16 protein-coding genes and 1 pseudogene are annotated in these 17,103 nt (G+C 58.5%); 5 read left to right on the forward strand and 12 right to left on the reverse strand.

Annotation, left to right across the window (positions count from 1 at the left end; all coding sequences use genetic code 11):
- Positions 1 to 180: 180 nt before the first annotated feature.
- Positions 181 to 2,478, reverse strand: coding sequence for an ATP-dependent helicase (locus ACWFTY_RS07890; protein WP_447526718.1), 2,298 nt, complete (start codon positions 2,476 to 2,478; stop codon positions 181 to 183).
- A 141-nt stretch (positions 2,479 to 2,619) separates the two neighbouring features.
- On the opposite strand from ACWFTY_RS07890, the gene ACWFTY_RS07895 reads away from it, so the two are divergent.
- Positions 2,620 to 2,745 carry a hypothetical protein gene (locus ACWFTY_RS07895; RefSeq protein ID WP_447526719.1) on the forward strand — a complete coding sequence of 42 codons (126 nt, stop codon included), beginning with the start codon at positions 2,620 to 2,622 and terminating at the stop codon, positions 2,743 to 2,745.
- Here the strand turns inward: ACWFTY_RS07895 and rsmD are convergent.
- Together rsmD and ACWFTY_RS07905 are read right to left on the reverse strand one after the other, a co-directional pair.
- Positions 2,742 to 3,302: pseudogene (rsmD, locus tag ACWFTY_RS07900) on the reverse strand (16S rRNA (guanine(966)-N(2))-methyltransferase RsmD); the annotation flags it as partial. The gene ACWFTY_RS07895 and the pseudogene rsmD sit on opposite strands and share 4 nt — an antisense overlap.
- A gap of 93 nt (positions 3,303 to 3,395) precedes the next feature.
- A complete protein-coding gene (locus ACWFTY_RS07905; RefSeq protein WP_447526720.1) occupies positions 3,396 to 4,208 on the reverse strand; it encodes a pseudouridine synthase in 813 nt (270 codons plus the stop codon).
- Between the two features lie 95 nt (positions 4,209 to 4,303).
- Here ACWFTY_RS07905 and ACWFTY_RS07910 point away from each other — a divergent pair, with 95 nt between their 5' ends.
- Entirely contained in the window at positions 4,304 to 5,086 is a 783-nt protein-coding gene (locus ACWFTY_RS07910) for a DUF1223 domain-containing protein (RefSeq protein ID WP_447526721.1), read from the forward strand.
- A gap of 73 nt (positions 5,087 to 5,159) precedes the next feature.
- Positions 5,160 to 6,494, forward strand: a complete 1,335-nt coding sequence (locus ACWFTY_RS07915; protein ID WP_447526722.1) for an AmpG family muropeptide MFS transporter — start codon at positions 5,160 to 5,162, stop codon at positions 6,492 to 6,494.
- On the opposite strand, the gene ACWFTY_RS07920 is transcribed toward ACWFTY_RS07915, so the two are convergent.
- The 5 genes from ACWFTY_RS07920 to ACWFTY_RS07940 form a co-directional block, all read right to left on the reverse strand.
- Complete coding sequence (locus ACWFTY_RS07920; protein WP_447526723.1) at positions 6,491 to 7,813, reverse strand: bifunctional folylpolyglutamate synthase/dihydrofolate synthase; 1,323 nt, start codon at positions 7,811 to 7,813, stop codon at positions 6,491 to 6,493. The two genes, ACWFTY_RS07915 and ACWFTY_RS07920, sit on opposite strands and share 4 nt — an antisense overlap.
- 160 nt (positions 7,814 to 7,973) lie before the next feature.
- Complete coding sequence (gene accD / locus ACWFTY_RS07925) at positions 7,974 to 8,828, reverse strand: acetyl-CoA carboxylase, carboxyltransferase subunit beta (RefSeq protein ID WP_447526724.1); 855 nt, start codon at positions 8,826 to 8,828, stop codon at positions 7,974 to 7,976.
- Positions 8,829 to 8,921: 93 nt separating this feature from the next.
- Positions 8,922 to 9,716, reverse strand: a complete 795-nt coding sequence (trpA, locus tag ACWFTY_RS07930) for a tryptophan synthase subunit alpha (protein WP_447526725.1) — start codon at positions 9,714 to 9,716, stop codon at positions 8,922 to 8,924.
- A gap of 202 nt (positions 9,717 to 9,918) precedes the next feature.
- Positions 9,919 to 11,154, reverse strand: a complete 1,236-nt coding sequence (gene trpB, locus ACWFTY_RS07935) for a tryptophan synthase subunit beta (protein WP_447526726.1) — start codon at positions 11,152 to 11,154, stop codon at positions 9,919 to 9,921.
- Between the two features lie 87 nt (positions 11,155 to 11,241).
- Entirely contained in the window at positions 11,242 to 11,886 is a 645-nt protein-coding gene (locus tag ACWFTY_RS07940) for a phosphoribosylanthranilate isomerase (protein ID WP_447526727.1), read from the reverse strand.
- A gap of 224 nt (positions 11,887 to 12,110) precedes the next feature.
- On the opposite strand from ACWFTY_RS07940, the gene ACWFTY_RS07945 reads away from it, so the two are divergent.
- Positions 12,111 to 12,578: a hypothetical protein gene (locus ACWFTY_RS07945; RefSeq protein ID WP_447526728.1), complete on the forward strand. Its 468-nt coding sequence runs from the start codon at positions 12,111 to 12,113 to the stop codon at positions 12,576 to 12,578.
- An 18-nt stretch (positions 12,579 to 12,596) separates the two neighbouring features.
- On the opposite strand, the gene pyrF is transcribed toward ACWFTY_RS07945, so the two are convergent.
- The 3 genes from pyrF to purB form a co-directional block, all read right to left on the reverse strand.
- Positions 12,597 to 13,271: an orotidine-5'-phosphate decarboxylase gene (gene pyrF, locus ACWFTY_RS07950; RefSeq protein WP_447526729.1), complete on the reverse strand. Its 675-nt coding sequence runs from the start codon at positions 13,269 to 13,271 to the stop codon at positions 12,597 to 12,599.
- Positions 13,268 to 13,678 (reverse strand): LapA family protein, encoded by a 411-nt coding sequence (locus ACWFTY_RS07955; protein WP_447526730.1) that lies wholly within the window; start codon positions 13,676 to 13,678, stop codon positions 13,268 to 13,270. The genes pyrF and ACWFTY_RS07955 overlap by 4 nt, the downstream gene beginning before the upstream one ends.
- 87 nt (positions 13,679 to 13,765) lie before the next feature.
- Entirely contained in the window at positions 13,766 to 15,067 is a 1,302-nt protein-coding gene (gene purB, locus ACWFTY_RS07960; protein WP_447526731.1) for an adenylosuccinate lyase, read from the reverse strand.
- A 113-nt stretch (positions 15,068 to 15,180) separates the two neighbouring features.
- Between purB and ACWFTY_RS07965 the strand changes: the two genes are divergently transcribed.
- Positions 15,181 to 16,281 carry a 6-phosphofructokinase gene (locus ACWFTY_RS07965; RefSeq protein WP_447526732.1) on the forward strand — a complete coding sequence of 367 codons (1,101 nt, stop codon included), beginning with the start codon at positions 15,181 to 15,183 and terminating at the stop codon, positions 16,279 to 16,281.
- 15 nt (positions 16,282 to 16,296) lie between these two features.
- Here the strand turns inward: ACWFTY_RS07965 and radC are convergent, their stop codons facing one another.
- Positions 16,297 to 17,001: a RadC family protein gene (gene radC, locus ACWFTY_RS07970; RefSeq protein ID WP_447526733.1), complete on the reverse strand. Its 705-nt coding sequence runs from the start codon at positions 16,999 to 17,001 to the stop codon at positions 16,297 to 16,299.
- Between the last annotated feature and the right edge of the window lie 102 nt (positions 17,002 to 17,103).

Genomic DNA, 17,103 nt, shown 5'->3' on the forward strand with positions numbered 1-17,103 from the left:
GTTATCCCGGTCTTTGATACCCTCCCTTGAAAGGGAGGGGTTGGGATTAGAGTGGTTTGCGGTGAACCTGTCGAACCACGCTTCATGCCGAGAGCTGTCCTTCGGCATGCTCAGGACGAGCGGAAGGCGGTTGGGCTATTCGGGGCTAACGGACCTGTTGCGGGTGTCCAACGCAGCTGCTCAAGCCACCTCGACAAACGAGTCCAAAACCCGCTTGTCACCGCTCTTCTCGAACGCGATCTCCAGTTTGTTGCCTTCCTTCACCTTTACTTCGCCATAGCCGAATTTGGTGTGGAAGACGCGCATGCCGACGGTGACGTCGGCTCGGCCCTTGTTGCCGAGGGAGACGGCGCTGCGGCGGGCTTCCTTGATGTTCTTGGGCGTTTTATCAAAACCCGAAGAGGCAGCGCGTTGCCAGCCGGGGCCGCGTTTGCCGGCTCTGGTGGCATTGGTCGCGGCGAGATGGGCAAACGGGTCGCTATTCTCGCTCCAGTTGGCGCGCCACAGGCTTTCGCCGCCGCTCATGCTGCTTTCATGCTCGATATGGTCGTCCGGCAATTCGCTGATGAAGCGCGACGGGATCGAGCTGTTCCACTGGCCGTAGATGCGCCGGTTGGCGGCGTGGAAGATCGTGCATTTCTTCTTTGCGCGGGTGATCGCGACATAGGCGAGGCGGCGTTCTTCCTCGAGGCTGGCGTTGCCGCCTTCGTCGAGGCTGCGCTGCGACGGGAACACGCCTTCCTCCCAGCCGACGCAGAAAACATAGTCATATTCCAGACCCTTGGCGCCGTGCATGGTCATGATCGTGACCTTTGGCTCGTCGTCCCGGGCGTCATTGTCCATCACCAGAGATACATGCTCGAGAAAATCGCCGAGCGTTTCATATTCTTCCATGGCGCGGGCGAGTTCGGTCAGGTTTTCCAGACGGCCGGCGGCTTCGGTCGAGCGGTCGGCCTGTAACATCGTCGTATAGCCGCACTCGTCGAGAACGACCCGGGCCAGTTCGGCATGATCGGTGTCGGCGGCCATGTCGCGCCAGCGGATGAAATTGCGCATAAGCTCAAGCAGGGTGTTGCGCGCGCGCGGCGGCAGTTCGTCGGTGTCACAGATGCTGAGCGCAGCGGCGGCGAGGGGAATGCCCTGCGCGCGGGCGAGCCGGTGGACCTTTTCGATGGTCTTGTCGCCGAGGCCGCGCTTGGGTGTGTTGACGATGCGTTCGAAGGCGAGATCATCCGAGGGCTGGGTGATGACCCGCAGATAGGCGAGGGCATCGCGGATTTCGGCGCGCTCGTAGAAACGGAAGCCGCCGATGATCTTGTAGGGCATGCCGATCGAGATGAAGCGGTCTTCAAATTCGCGCGTCTGGAACTGGGCGCGGACCAAGATCGCTACATCGTTGAGCGAGACTTGCTTGAGCTGCTGCAATGCCTCGATTTCATCGCCGATGCGCCGGGCTTCTTCCGGGCCGTCCCAGACGCCGATGACCTGCACCTTGTCGCCTTCGGTTTCCTCGGTCCACAGGGTCTTGCCGAGGCGGCCGGAGTTGTGATTGATCAGGCCCGATGCGGCGGCCAATATATGCGGCGTCGAGCGGTAATTCTGCTCCAGCTTGACCACCTTGGCTTCGGGAAAATCCTTCTCGAACTTCAGGATATTGGCGACTTCCGCGCCGCGCCACGAATAGATCGACTGGTCGTCGTCGCCGACGCAGCAGATATTCTTGTGGCTCTGCGCGAGCAGGCGGAGCCAGAGATATTGCGAGCTGTTGGTGTCCTGATATTCGTCGACGAGAATATATTTGAACTGCCTCTGGTAACGCTCGAGAATATCGCGGTGATTCTTGAGCAGGTTCAGCGAATGCAGCAGCAGGTCGCCGAAGTCGCAGGCGTTGAGCGCTTTCAGCCGCTCCTGATAAAGCGTGTAGAAATGCTGGCCCTTGCCATTGTCATAGCGCTCGGCCTCGTTGGCATCGAGATCTCGCGGGTTGAGGCCGCGGTTCTTCCACTGGTCAATCAGCCCCGCAAGCATCCTTGCCGGCCAGCGCTTGTCGTCGACATCCTCGGCCTGGATCAATTGCTTGAGCAGGCGAATCTGGTCGTCGGTGTCAAGAATGGTGAAATTGCTCTGCAGTCCGACCATTTCGGCATGACGGCGCAACATTTTCGCGCCGATACTGTGGAAGGTGCCAAGCCAGGGCATGCCTTCAAAATTCTCGCCGACAATCGTCGCGATCCGCTCCTTCATCTCGCGGGCGGCCTTGTTGGTAAAGGTCACCGCGAGAATCTCGCTGGGCCACGCTTTGCGGGAATAGACGATATGGGCGATTCGCCGGGTGAGGGCCGCGGTTTTACCGGTGCCTGCGCCAGCGAGCACCAGCACCGGCCCTTCGCTGGTCAGCACGGCCTCGCGCTGGGGTGCATTCAGACCACGGACATAGGGCGGGTCATTCTCTTTGGGTATATTGACAGTATCGGTCACGCGTGAACAGTTAGGGAACATCGACGCGTGCGGCAAGGCCAATATCTATTTTGACATGACCCAAAGGGCAGGTTGTAATCTTTGTTGCGGTGCACCATTTGTCAATCAAATGCCGGTATCGGCCAGCAGATGGAGCATAAGATGAGCAAGAGACTATTTACCAGCGCGATTGTCGCGACCTTGATGATGGCTGGCGTCAGCGTCTATTCGACGGTGTACCAGCATGGCAGTGAAACCGCTTCGATCCTGACGATGATGGGCGGCTAGCTTTCCGGTTGAGACGACTGCGTGGGGCGCAGAAGATGAATCCGCGCCTTGCCGCTGTCGCGGACGCAATCGAGATCAAACCCCTTCACTTCAACATTTTCATGTCGCGCCGTCTCAATGGCGATCCAGCTATATGGCCCGAACCAGCCGTGACGGCCTAACTTATCCAGCGCCACCGCGCCAGCGCCCGAATCATAGGGCGGATCCATCAGAACCAGATCATAAGGTTTCCGCGCTGCACCCAAGTGCAGGACGGAACCGATCCGGACATCGGCATCTGCTCCCAGCGTTTCGATATTCTTTTCCAGCGCCCTGATCGCGTCCTTGTCCTGCTCGACAAAGGTGCAATGCGCGGCTCCGCGTGACAAGGCTTCCAGGCCCAGAGCGCCCGAACCGGAAAACAGGTCAAGTATCTGCAAATCTTCAAAGTCGCCGAGTCGGCTGGTCAGCATCGAGAACAGCCGTTCGCGCGTGCGGTCGGCGGTCGGACGAGTGGTTTCGCCTTTGGGCGCGACGATTTTCCGGCCCCGCCAATTTCCTGCAATTATGCGCATCTTATGCCGTTCGTCCTGAGCTTGTCGAAGGACCGTTCATGCTGCCACCATGTGTTTCGACAGGCTCGGCACGAACGGATACTCTAGCCCAGTCAATCATTTCAGCGACTTGCGGAACTGTACCAGATCATGCTGGCGGACGACCTCGATTTCGCCTTTTTCCAGGTCACCGAGCACGAAAGGCCCGTAGCGGGTGCGGATCAGGCGCGATACTTCCAGACCGAAATGCTCCAGCACCCGGCGGACTTCGCGGTTCTTGCCTTCGGTCAGGGTCATTTCGATCCACTGGTTGCGTCCGGTGCGCCGTTCGAGATTGGCGGTGATCGGACCATAATGCATGCCCTCGATGGTGATGCCGCGATATAGTTCTTCCAGCTGGTTCTGGCTGATGTCACCGAACGTCCGGGCGCGGTAGGAGCGTTCGATGCCATTTTTTGGCAGCTCCATCTCGCGTTTGAATTCGCCATCGGTGGTCATCAGCAACAGACCCTCGGTGTTCATATCGAGCCGGCCAATCGGCATGACCCGCTCCATATCCGCGGGCAAGACGTCATAGATCGTCTTTTTGCCGGAAAAGTCGCGCTCGGCGGTCAGATAGCCGTTGGGCTTGTGAAAGCGGTATAGTTTGGCGGGTGAGGGCTCAGCAACCGGATTGCCATCGACGGTGATCCCCGTCAGATTCTTGAGCAGCAGCGATGGATGCTCGACGAGATCGCCGTTCAAGGCAATCCGTCCCGCATCGATCATCCGTTCGATTTCGCGGCGCGATGCGACGCCGGCGCGGGCGAGCAATTTGGCAATGCGCTGCCCTTCGCGAACGTCACTGGTCGGCGCTTTTGCAACCGCCGGCGTCTTTGCTCCGGGGGTCGGTTTTGCACGATATATCTTGGCTGGTTTATCTTCGGTCATAGGCGGGTTCCATGGCGGAAAAATGCGCTGTCTGCAATCTGTAACCTCTGGTTTGGTGGCTGCGAATAGCTATTGTCACCTCATTGGAGTTTGAAATGAGCAAGATCATCCCGTGTCTATTGTTTGCCGGAGCGGCTTTAACCGGCTTGATCGGCATGCAATTCGCACCATCGGCTCTGGCCGGCTCTGGTTCGCTGGTGGCATCCGCGCAAAGTTTCGATGACGTGGCTCGACCCGCCAACCCTGTCGTCATCGAGCTTTTCACCAGTCAGGGATGCTCGTCCTGTCCCCCCGCAGATTTGCTGGCCAGACGGCTGGCAAAAGACGACTCCCTGCTGGTGATCACGCGGCCGGTGACTTACTGGGACCGGCTTGGCTGGAAGGACACGCTGGCACGCGAGGAAAACACGCGGTTGCAGCGGGCCTATGCCGCAAAAGGCAATGACGGCTCGGGTGTGTACACGCCGCAAATGGTGGTCAACGGCGGTGGCGGTGCAGTGGGTTCGCGCGAAAATGATATCCGCTCGCTGGTCCGGCGGGCTGACCGGTCCGGTCCCTCGATCACGGCTGCGACTGATGCGAGTGGACAAATAATCGTGAAGATCAGCGGCAAGTCTGACTATCTCGCCAGCGTTTCGCTGATCGCGCTCAGTTCTTCCGAAACGGTGCGCATCGGTCGTGGCGAAAATGGCGGGAGAACGATGCATTATGTCAATGTCGTCAAGGCCGAACGCAATCTCGGCAGCTGGCGCGGCAAGCCGATGAAGCTTGCCATAGCGCCTGAAAATCTGAACATCAGCGGCGCGGACAAATATGCGATTGTTGTCCAGCGTCCGGGAGCAGGGCCGATTGTCGCGGCAAAGCTGCTGGATATCTGAGGCGCATCAAAATCAAGCTGGCATTCAGGTGAATAGGCGCTAAAGATTCCCCCTGTTCGAGGGAGAATTTGGCGTGAGTGAGCAAGCAGAAAAATTGGGATGGCGCGGGCGTCTTCCCGCCGGAGTGCGCCCCTATAGCGAAGCGGCTCCTCTGGCAGCGTTATTTCTTGGCGTCTCTTCCGCGCTTCCGCTGACCATGATCGCCGCGACATTGACCACAAGGCTGGCGCAAGCGGGTATCGAGAAATCGACCGTCACCGCTTTTGCACTGACCTTTCTTGCGTATAATTTCAAATGGCTGTGGGCGCCGATTATCGATGTGGTGAAGCTGCCGATCATCGGCCGTGTCGGGCAAAGATTGTCCTGGCTGATTGTTACTGCGGCTCTGGCCATGGCAGCGATTATCTATCTGGGCTCTCTGGACCCTGCCAAGGATATCGCAGCTGTCGCGGTTGCCGCCATCATGGTCGGCATCGCCGGCGCTACGTTCGACGTCGTGATCGATGCCTATCGTATCGAATTGCTGGAGCCCGAACAGTTGGGTGTCGGCTCCGGCATGTCGCAATATGGCTGGCGCATCGGTGCAGCAACCGCTGGCGCGGTCGCGCTGGTTGTCGCGGCGCGAACCAACTGGTCTGTTGCTTATTATGTTTGCTCTTTATTCGCCTTATTCGCGGTCATCGTCGGCCTGATCATGCGCGAGCCGAGCCGCCGGCAGGAACCGATGGCCTTGAAAGGTCCACTGGAAGCGGCGAAAGCCTACGTCAGCCCGCTGGTCGAATTTTTCAATCGTTCCGGTGCGTTGCTCGTCTTGCTGTTCATTCTGGTTCACAAGATCGGCGACACTTTGGCCAATCTGACCTTCCGGCTGTTGTTCGAAGACCTTGGCTTTACCAATGACGAGATTGCTTTTTACGATGTCAGTCTGGGCTTCTTTGCCTTTCTGGTCGGCATTTTCATCGGCGGCATGGTTTATTCGCGCCTCGGCATGAAAAAGGCGGTGATGCTAAGCCTGATCCTGATGGCGGTCAGCAATCTGTCCTTTGCCGCACTTGCCGCAGCAGGTCACAGCAATTGGGGCATGGCAGGGGCAATCGGCTTCGAGAATTTCGCCAGCGGTGTCGGCGGCGTTGCGGTGGTCGCTTATCTGTCGGCGCTGTGCAATCTGCAATTTACCGGAACCCAGTTCGCGCTTCTGTCTGCGGCGGCCAGTATATTGGGGCGCTTCCTGACCGGAACGACGGCGGGCTCGCTGATCGAGGGCATGGGCTATGTGAACTTCTATCTGCTCACCACCGTGGCGGCCTTGCCCGGTGTTATCATGTTCTGGCTGATGATCCGTTATGGTCTGGTTGACCGGTCACTGGGTACGGCTGGTTCGGTTCATGCGGACGAGAAGCCTGACTAATCCGGAACCTGCTCGTTAAGCTTGAGCACGTCGCCTGCCAGATAGAGCGAGCCTGCAATCAATACCGTCTTGCCGGATCCCGCTTCTAGAGATTGGAGCGCAGCCGTAATATCGCTCGCTTCCTTCATCGGTGCACCGGCATCCGGATAATCACCGAGAGTATGCGATTCATGACCCGGCACCGGGATCACCGTTACGCTTGCCAGCTTTTCGTGCAGCGGCGTGATGATCGCGGCGGGATCCTTGTTCGACAGCATGCCGATCACCAGATCGATCGACCCTGCTTCATAGTCCGCGAAATATTTGGCGAGCGCCAGGCCGGCGCTGACATTATGGCCGCCGTCGACCCAGACTTCGGCGTCCGGTGGCAACAGGTGGGTCACTGGTCCAGCGATCAGGAAATGCATCCGTCCCGGCCATTGCGCCCAGCCCATGGCGGCCTTGAGCGCCGCATCTGAAATGGTGACCGCGCTCTGATGGCGGAGCATCGCGATGGCGAGCGCGGCATTGTCCGCCTGATGTGCGCCGACGAGAGCGGGCAGGGGCAGGTTGAGCTTTCCGGTCGTGTCTTTGTAGTGCAGCTGACCTTCGTAAATGGCCGCATCCCATTCCTCGCCGCGCGGAAAATGCTGCGCCCCGATATCTGCAGCATGATCGGCGATTGCGTGCAGCATTTCGTCAGCGTATTTTTGCGTGAGCAGCGGCGCATTCTTCTTGGCTATGCCGGCTTTTTCCCATGCAATGCGGGTCATCGGATCGTCCGGTGTGCCTTCTTCGGGGGAGAGGAGAAAGCCTTCATGGTCGATGCCGAGCGCCGCTATTCCGGTCGCGACGGGGCGGGAGATGACATTGGTTGCATCGAGCCGACCGCCGAGACCGACTTCCAGGATGCACGCGTCTGCGGGATTTTCGGCGAAGGCGAGAAACGCTGCGGCGGTGGTCGCTTCGAAGAAACTGGGGTTGATATCCTCGCTGATATCGAGAACCCGGGCGAGCAGTTCGGCGAGATATTCATCCTCGATAAGCTTGCCGGCGAGCCGGATCCGTTCGTTGAACCGGACCAGATGCGGGCTGGTGTAGACATGGGCCTTGAGGCCTTCCGCTTCGATCGCCGCGCGCAGGAAGGCGCAGGTCGAGCCTTTGCCATTGGTGCCGGCAACGTGGAAGATGGGGGGTAGCTTCTCCTGTGGATTGCCGAGACGCTTGAGGACTTCGTGGATTCGCTCCAGCCCCAGCACATCGCGGCCAGGCGAGAGCATTTCCAGCCGGTCAAGCTGTGTCTGTACCGCCGGATGATCCGACTTCGCGCCGTCAGCCATCTACTCCCCTCCCGCTCGCGGGAGGGGCCGGGGGTGGGCCTGAGTATTTGAAATTGCGGTTCTGATCATGGATGATAGTCCCACCCAGTTTGGTTGCAGCTTCATCTCCCAGATGAAGCCAAGGGCTGACAAACTCCCCTCCCGCAAGCGGGAGGGGGAATTAGGCCGCTTCTTTCCATGCCATCAGATAACCCATGATATGGGCCAGTTTCTCGCGCAGTTCCTTGCGGTGCACGACCATGTCGATCATCCCGTGCTCGAGCAGATATTCTGCTGTCTGGAATCCCTCGGGCAGTTTCTCGCGGATGGTGTTCTCGATCACCCGCTGGCCGGCAAAGCCGATCATCGCGCCGGGTTCGGAGATATGTACGTCGCCGAGCATCGCATAGCTGGCGGTCACGCCGCCGGTGGTCGGGTCGGTCAGCACGACGATGAACGGGATGCCCGCTTCGCGCAACATCGAGATCGCCACCGTGGTCTTCGGCATCTGCATCAGCGACAAAATGCCTTCCTGCATCCGAGCGCCGCCGGCGGCGGTGAAGATGATGTATGGGCATTGGTCTTTCAGCGCCCGCTTAGCACCGTCGACGAATGCCTGACCCACGGCCAGCCCCATCGAGCCGCCCATGAAGGCGAAATCCTGTACGCCGACGACGCAGGGAATATTCTCGATCGTGCCTTTGACGTTGATCAGCGCATCCTGTTCGCCGGTTTTTGTCCGCGCGTCTTTCAGCCGGTCAGAATATTTCTTCTGGTCTTTGAATTTCAGCGGGTCTTCCTGCACGGGCGCCCACGGAATGAACTTCCAGCTATTCTCGTCCATGATCTGGGCGAAGCGGACCATCGGACCGATGCGGCCGTGATGGTCGCATTTCGGACAGATATACATATTGTCCTGATATTCCTTGAGGAACACCATGGCTTCGCATTTCTTGCATTTGTGCCAGAGATTATCGGGCGTTTCCTTCTTGGTGATCGACGCGATCTTGTTGCGGACATTGCTTAGCCAGGACATGATTTACCCTTATCGTTTATTCCGTTCGTCTCGAGCGTAGTCGAGAGACTTTTTGCACACAGGCTTCTCGACTTCGCTCGATGCGAACGATTATTAAATCTCTCTAGCCACTCTGATAGCATCGGAAAGCGACTTTACATAGTCCCTGACATAGGGCGCGGCGTCTTTGCCATGTTCGGCGACAATCTCGACAATTGCCGAGCCAACGACAACGCCATCGGCGACGCGGGCGATCTCTGCGGCCTGTTCGGGGGTGCGCACGCCAAAGCCGACGGCAACGGGCAGGTCAGTGCCTGCTTTTAGCCGGGTGACGGCTTCTTCGATGCTGGCCTGTGCGGCCTGCTGCTGGCCGGTGATACCGGCTACCGATACATAATAAAGAAACCCGCTGGCGTTGTTCAATATGGTGGGCAGGCGCTCTGCGTCGGTGGTTGGCGTCGCGAGGCGGATCACCGCAACATCCTTGGCGCGCAGGGCATCACCTAGACTTTCATCTTCCTCGACCGGGATATCGACGCAGATCACTGCATCAACACCGGCATCGACGCAGGCATCGGCGAACCATTCGGAGCCTCTGATCGTCATCGGATTGGCATAGCCCATCAGCACCAGTGGTGTGTCGGGGTGACGCTGGCGGAATTCCTTCGCCATGTTGAAGATATCGGCGGTCCTGGTGCCTGCGGCCAGACTGCGGATATCCGCTTCCTGAATCGACGGGCCGTCTGCCATCGGATCAGTGAACGGCATGCCGAGCTCGATGATGTCGGCTCCGCCTTCAACAAGCGCGTCTAATATCGCGCCGGTGTCGGCAGGGGTCGGATCGCCAGCGGTGACGAAAGCGACGAGGGCCGCGCGGTCGGGCGGGAAAGCGTTTGAGAGACGGGTCATTTATTCGGCCTCAGAAACACCCAAAGATTTAGGATTACAACCAAAATACCACTTATTAACGCTGCCCACCCAAGCAAGTAGGACGTCGTGGACTGAGGAACTGCCAAAACCATCTCCGAAAACGCCTGACGCCCAAATGCAATGAAGAAACAGAAGGCGACAATTGCGAGAATCGCTGAAGCCAAAGCTCGCCAATCCCGCCTCATATCTCCGTCCCCAACGCTTCCGCGACGGTGAAAATATCCTTGTCACCGCGCCCGCAGAGGTTGGCGAGGATGATCTTATCCCGATCCATCTTCACCGCTTCGCGCACCACCGCTGCAATCGCGTGGCTCGGCTCGAGCGCCGGGATGATCCCCTCGGTGCGGCAGAGCAGCTGGAAGGCGTCGAGCGCTTCGGTGTCGGTGGCGCTGTCATAGTCGACGCGGCCGGATTCCTTCAGCCAGCTGTGCTCCGGGCCGATGCCGGGATAGTCGAGGCCGGCGCTGATCGAATGGGCTTCGGTGATCTGGCCGTCTTCGTCCTGCAGCAAATAGGTCTTGTTGCCATGAAGAATGCCGGGGCCGCCGCCGGCGAGGCTCGCCGCATGTTCCTTGTCGAGACCATGGCCCGCCGCTTCGATACCGAGCATCTTGACGTCGGGATCATCGAGGAAAGGATGGAACAGGCCGATCGCATTGGAACCGCCGCCAATCGCCGCGACCAGCATGTCCGGCAGGCGTCCGACGCGGTCGAGCATCTGGGCGCGCGCTTCCTTGCCGATCACGCTTTGAAAATCGCGGACCAGTTCGGGATAGGGATGGGGGCCGGCGGCGGTACCGATGATGTAGAATGTGTCGTGGACATTGGCGACCCAGTCGCGCAGCGCCTCGTTCATCGCGTCTTTCAGCGTCGCCGCGCCGCTGGTCACCGGAACGACTTCCGCGCCGAGCAATTTCATCCGGAACAGATTTGGCTTCTGCCGCGCGACATCGGTTGCGCCCATGAAAATGGTGCAGGGCAGGCCAAAGCGCGCGCAGACGGTTGCCGTTGCCACGCCATGCTGACCGGCGCCGGTTTCGGCGATAATCCGCGTCTTGCCCATGCGCATGGCGAGTAATATCTGGCCGACACAATTGTTGATCTTGTGCGCGCCGGTGTGGTTGAGCTCGTCGCGCTTGAACCAGATCTGCGCGCCCTTGCCCTCGGGCGCATCCTTGCGGACTTCCTCGGTCAGGCTCTCGGCATAATATAAAGGCGAGGGGCGACCGACATAATTTTGCAGCAGGTCGTTGAACTGCTCCTCGAACGCCGGGTCGGCTTGCGCCGCGCGATAATGTTTCTCCAGATCGAGAATCAGCGGCATCAAGGTTTCGGCGACATAGCGACCGCCAAATTCGCCGAAATGGCCGCGGTCATCCGGCATGTTGCGGAAGCTGTTGGGAGGTGTGTCGTTCATTGTGCGATCATATCCGTTCGTGCTGAGCTTGTCGAAGCAGGAACCCTTGCGGCAATCACCCTTCGACAGGCTCAGGGCGAACGGGTCTTACTTGGACGCATCATAGTCCCGCACCGCTTGGCAAAAGGCGACGATTCTGTCCACATCTTTGACACCGGGAGCGGATTCAACGCCGGAGGACACGTCGACGAGCGGCGCTTGCGTGGCGTTCAGCGCGTCGGCTACATTGTCCGGATCAAGCCCGCCTGCGAGGCCCCAGTCCACCTGATGGTCGTGTCCGGCGAGCAGGGACCAGTCGAAAGAGGTGCCGGTTCCGCCAGGCAGGGCTTGGGCTGGTGCGTCGAACAGCAAGCGGTCGGCCGCGCCGACATAGCGGCTGGATTTCGCCAGCGTCGGCTTGTCCTTGACGCCCAGCGCTTTCCAGATTTCAAGACCGCTATTGTCCTGCACCAGTTTCAGCCATTCCGGGGTTTCGCTGCCGTGGAACTGGACGACATCGGGTTTGACGTCGGCAATGACTTGGCCGGTTGATTCAGGGGAGGCGTTGACGAGCAAAAGCACCGTCTTAATCCGCTGGCCCGCATATTGGCGGATTTCTGTCGCTCGTTCCAATGAGACATGGCGCGGGCTTTTTGGGAAATGGACAAGGCCGATATAGTCGGCACCGGCTTCGATGGCTGCGTCAATGGTGGCTTCAGTGGATAGTCCACAGATTTTGATTTTGGTTTTCATGGGAAGGGTCTTAGCGAGCCAACCATTATTCGTCATCCTGAACTTGTTTCAGGACCCCGGGAGACTGCGCTGTGCCGGTGGAGGTCCTGAAACAAGTTCAGGATGACGACTCCTGATTCAGGATGACGTCTCTGTCGGCCTAAGGCAGCTTTGCCTTAAAGCGTCGCCGTATTCGCGGGGATGACGGATTGTGATGAAATTCAAAATCTTGTTATAGCGTTGGGATGATCGATTGGAGTCTTGTTTCAAAGAGTTTTGTAGACGCCGGTTCACTTCGGGATATCTACGTTCAAAACACGTCTATTAACGACTGGGATGCCTTATTGTCAGGCTTAAAGAATTATCAACCTCAACCGAAAATTGAATCGGATAATCAATTTAGACAATGGCCCGATAATGCATCGGTCATTTTTGATGAATCAAACGAATTTGTTACAACGATGAAGATTGATGCTTCCGGAATTTTGATAAATTGTCATTTCTTTTCAAAGGAAGAAATTGAGTTTGATATCGACCCTAAAGATGTGACCGAGCAATCAGATCTAGATGCGTTGTGCGAGTTCATGCGAATGGTCGGTAAGGTAGTCGGGAAACCCACAATTCTGACGCCGGAAAATTTTCAGGATAAGCCAATAATTTTGTTCAATCCGGAGACTAATGAATTGAACTTTGTCGAAAATTTTGGATGGTGAATTTCATTTTGGGTGTTTTCAAAGCGTCGCCTCGATCGCCCGCGCTGCCGCGTTGGGATCCTCTGCGCCAGTAATCGGCCTACCAATCACCAGCACGCTCGCCCCATTGTCGCGCGCCTGTCGCGGAGTCACAGCTCGCTTCTGGTCGCCCATCGCGCCGCCTTTGGGACGCAGTCCGGGGACGACGAAAAAGCCGTCTTTCCAGATCTTGTGCGCCGCCTCGACTTCGTTGCCGGAGCAGACGATGCCGTCCAGTCCAGCCTCGCGGGCCAGTCCGGCCAGTCGCTCGACCTGGTCATGCGGGGAGCCGCTATAGCCGATCCTGCTCATATCGCTTTCGTCGAGCGAGGTCAGCAGAGTGACTCCGACAACCTTGGTATGTTCGTTCGCTGCCGCCTTGGCATCTTCCATCATCGCGCGGCCACCGGATGCGTGGATCGTCACAATCGCGGGTTCCAGCACATTGATCGCCTGCATCGCCTTGGCAACCGTATTGGGAATGTCGTGCAGTTTGAGATCGAGAAAGATCGGCAGGTCGAGTTTCTGGATTTCGTGGACGCCATGATGACCATGGGCGCAGAAAAATTCGAGCCCCAGTTTCAGGCCGCCGACATGGCCCTTGACCGATTGCGCGATTTCAATGGCGCGGTCGAGGTCGGGCGTGTCGAGCGCGACAAATACCGGATTGCTCATGCGTCTGGTGCCTTTCCACTGTCGATCGATGATACCGCAGCAGCGGGTTCGGCCGCCGCTGTGGGGGTTGGAGCCGGTTTGGCGGCGGTTGCCGGTGCCGGCGTTGGCGCTCGCTCCGGGCTAGGGGACGGCGTGGGCGCCCGGCTTGCGGCCGGCGTTGGAACAACTGCGGGTCTTGCCGCGCCTTCCAGCGTCTTGATCCGCCGCGAGGCCCGCCATTTGGAACCCCTCAGGAGCATCCAGGTGGGCAGGAAGCCGATCAGGAAGGCGCCGACGACAAAAGTCGAAACCCGTGCCTCGACCACTGCCGCTCCCAGATCGAGCGAAGCCCGCGCTTCGTTGGTCCACCAGAAAATGAAGGTCGCGACCAGCAGGAGAACCCAGAACAGGATTTTGATAAATTGCATGCTTCACCTTTTTTTGCCGTGTTGGAGCCATCCTAGCCCTAAAGAAGGCGAGTGACCAGATGCTATGCAGCGGTTCCCGAAACGGGCCTATTCACCAAAGACTCGGGCGAAAATCGTGTCGACATGCTTGAAGTGATAATCGAGGTTGAAGCGCTCCTCGAGCTCTTCGTCTGACAGTTTCGCCGAGACATCAGGGTCAGCCTTGAGCAGGTCGAGCAAGGCGACTTGCCCGTCCGATTCCCAGACCTTCATCGCGTTGCGCTGGACGATGCGATAGCTGTCCTCGCGGCTGATGCCGGCTTGCGTAAGCGCCAGCAATACGCGCTGTGAGTGGACCAGGCCGCCCATGCGGTCGAGGTTTTTCTGCATCCTCTCGGGGTAGATCAGCAGCTTTTCGATAACGCCGGTCAGCCGACCCAGCGAAAAGTCGAGTGTGATTGTCGCGTCCGGTCCGATCATCCGTTCGACCGAGCTGTGCGAAATATCGCGTTCGTGCCACAAGGCGACATTTTCCATGGCGGGCAGGGCATAGCTGCGGACCATGCGAGCGAGACCGGTGAGGTTTTCGGTCAGGATCGGGTTGCGCTTGTGCGGCATCGCGCTGCTGCCCTTTTGACCCGGTGAGAAATATTCTTCCGCTTCGAGCACTTCGGTGCGCTGCAAATGCCGGACTTCAACCGCAAGCCGCTCTACCGAAGAGGCGATGACACCGAGTGTGGCGAAAAATTGCGCGTGACGGTCACGCGGGATCACCTGGGTGGAAACCGGCTCGACTTCGAGGCCCAGCTTCTCCGCGACATATTCTTCGACCTTGGGATCGATATTGGCGAAAGTGCCGACTGCGCCGGAAATGGCGCAGGTGGCGATTTCCTTGCGCGCGGCGACCAGCCGTTCACGGTTGCGTTCAAACTCGGCATAGGCCTGTGCGAGTTTGAGGCCGAAGGTGACGGGCTCGCCGTGGATGCCGTGGCTGCGGCCGATGGTGGGTGTGAACTTGTGCTCATAGGCCCGCTTTTTAATCGCTGCCAGCAAGGCATCAATATCGGCGAGCAATATGTCCGACGCGCGTGTGAGTTGCACCGCGAGGCAAGTGTCGAGGACATCGCTCGAGGTCATACCTTGATGCATGAAGCGAGCTTCGTCGCCGACATTTTCCGCAACGTTGGTCAGAAAGGCGATCACGTCATGCTTCACTTCGCGCTCGATTTCGTCGATCCGGGCGACGTCAAATTTACCCTTGGCCCAGATTGCCTCTGCCGCTTCCTTTGGCACCACGCCCAGCTCGGCCAGCGCGTCAGTAGCGTGCGCCTCAATCTCGAACCAGATCTGGAATTTCGATTCAGGTTCCCAGATGGCAACCATTTCGGGACGGGAATAGCGTGGGATCATGATTGGTCCTTGGACAAAGAGTGCGATTACGGCAATGAAGTGCCTTGATTTGCCGTCCCGCTAGCACCTACGAAATGAGTCGGCAATGCAGCGGCGGAAACAGGGAGAATAAAATGCGTCTGGCTATACTCACCGGCGGCGGCGATGTCCCGGGCCTCAATCCGTGCATCCAGTCGATTGCGACCTCGGCCTGGCAGCGCGGCTGGGATGTGGTCGGATTGCGCCGCGGCTGGGAAGGGGTGCTGGAGATCGATCCCGCCGATCCCTGGGCCAACGAAAACAGCGTCATGATGCTCGACCAGGACCGGGTGCGCGGCATTGACCGGCAAGGCGGCACGATATTGCACAGCTCCCGCTGCGATCCGCGTACGACCAAAGAAGGTGACCAGACGCAAAAGATACTCGATATTCTCGACGCGCTGGAAGTCGATGCGCTGATCACCATGGGCGGCGATGGCACGCTGCGTTTTTCGGCCCATCTGGCGAGCCTTGGCCGCAACGTGATTTCTATCCCCAAGACGATGGACAATGATGTCTATGGCACCGATTATTGTATCGGTTTCTCTACTGCCGTCACCCGTTCGGTCCAGGCGATCAACTCGCTGCGCACCACGACGGCGAGCCACGAACGGATAGCGGTGATCGAATTATTCGGGCGGCAGTCAGGGGAGACCGCCCTGGTCTCCGGTTTTCTCTCGCAAGCGGACAGGACGGTGATCGCCGAAGTGCCGGCGGATATGGATGTGCTGCTGCCTTTGCTGCTGAAGGACAAGGAGGCCAACCCGGAATCCTACGCCATCTGTCTGGTGTCCGAGGGTGCCCGGCTTTCCGGTGGGACGGATTATGCAGACGAAATAAACAAATCGAATACTAGCCGCGACGGACTGAATATCGGCACGCAACTGGCGCGCGAAATCGAGGCGCGCTCGGACGAGCGAACGATCGTTCAGGAACTCGCTTACCTGATGCGCGCCGGAGAACCGGACGCTATGGACCGGATGGTCGGCTTTGCTTTCGGTGCGCTGGCGGTGCAGTTGATCGAGCAGGACCGGATGGCGAATATGGTATGCCTGACCGACGGCAATTATAGCTCGGTGCCGATCGGCACGCTGCTTGAGGATAGCAAGGGGGTCAATGTCTCCGGCCTCTATGATGCGAACCAGTATCGCGCCAGTCTCATCCAGGTCGAAGGCATGCCGATGTTCCTTTATTGAGCGCCGGCTCAATCACTAGATCAGTCCTTTCGACCGGAAGGATGTATGGCCGTCCCGGCCGATGACGATATGGTCGTGAACGGCAATGCCCAATGTGGCGCCAGCGGCGCAAATGTCTCTTGTGATCGCGATATCTTGTCGGCTGGGGGTGCTGTCGCCGCTCGGATGATTATGGACAAGGATGATCGCAGCTGACCCCAGATCCAGCGCCCGCTTGATGACTTCGCGGGTATAGATGGCCGCCTGATCAATCGATCCCTCGCTCACCAGCTCATCGCGGATCAACCGGTTCTTGCTGTCTAGATGCAACACCCGCACCCGTTCATGGGCGAGATGGGCCATATCGGCCCGCAAATAGTCGAGCAAAGCCTGCCAACTCGACAAGATGGGCTGGATTCGCACTGGCTCGGAGATCAGGCGCAAGGCCGCGACCTGGACAATTTTTAGCGCAGCGACGCTGGTCTCGCCCATGCCCGGAAATTTTTGCAACGCGTCGGCATCGGAAACCAGCAGGCGGGCGAAGCCGCCGAACTCGTCGATCAATTGTTTTGCCAATGGCTTTGTGTCGCGGCGCGGAATGGCCAGCGCGAGCAAATATTCGACCAGTTCGTGATCGTGCAGCCCGTTGCCCTTGCCGGCCAATATGCGGTGACGAAGCCGGGCGCGGTGCCCGCTGCTTTGCTTCGGCAAGCCTGACGGAATTTCATATCCCTTGCTCATATGCCCTCAATAGCAGAACAAATCAGGAACTTCGCCGTTTAGAAGACAACAGACCGAAAATGTCCAATCTTTGGATCAGCTACAAAAACTGGGCGTTCAGAC

Source organism: Parasphingorhabdus sp. NYA22, from assembly GCF_976973735.1.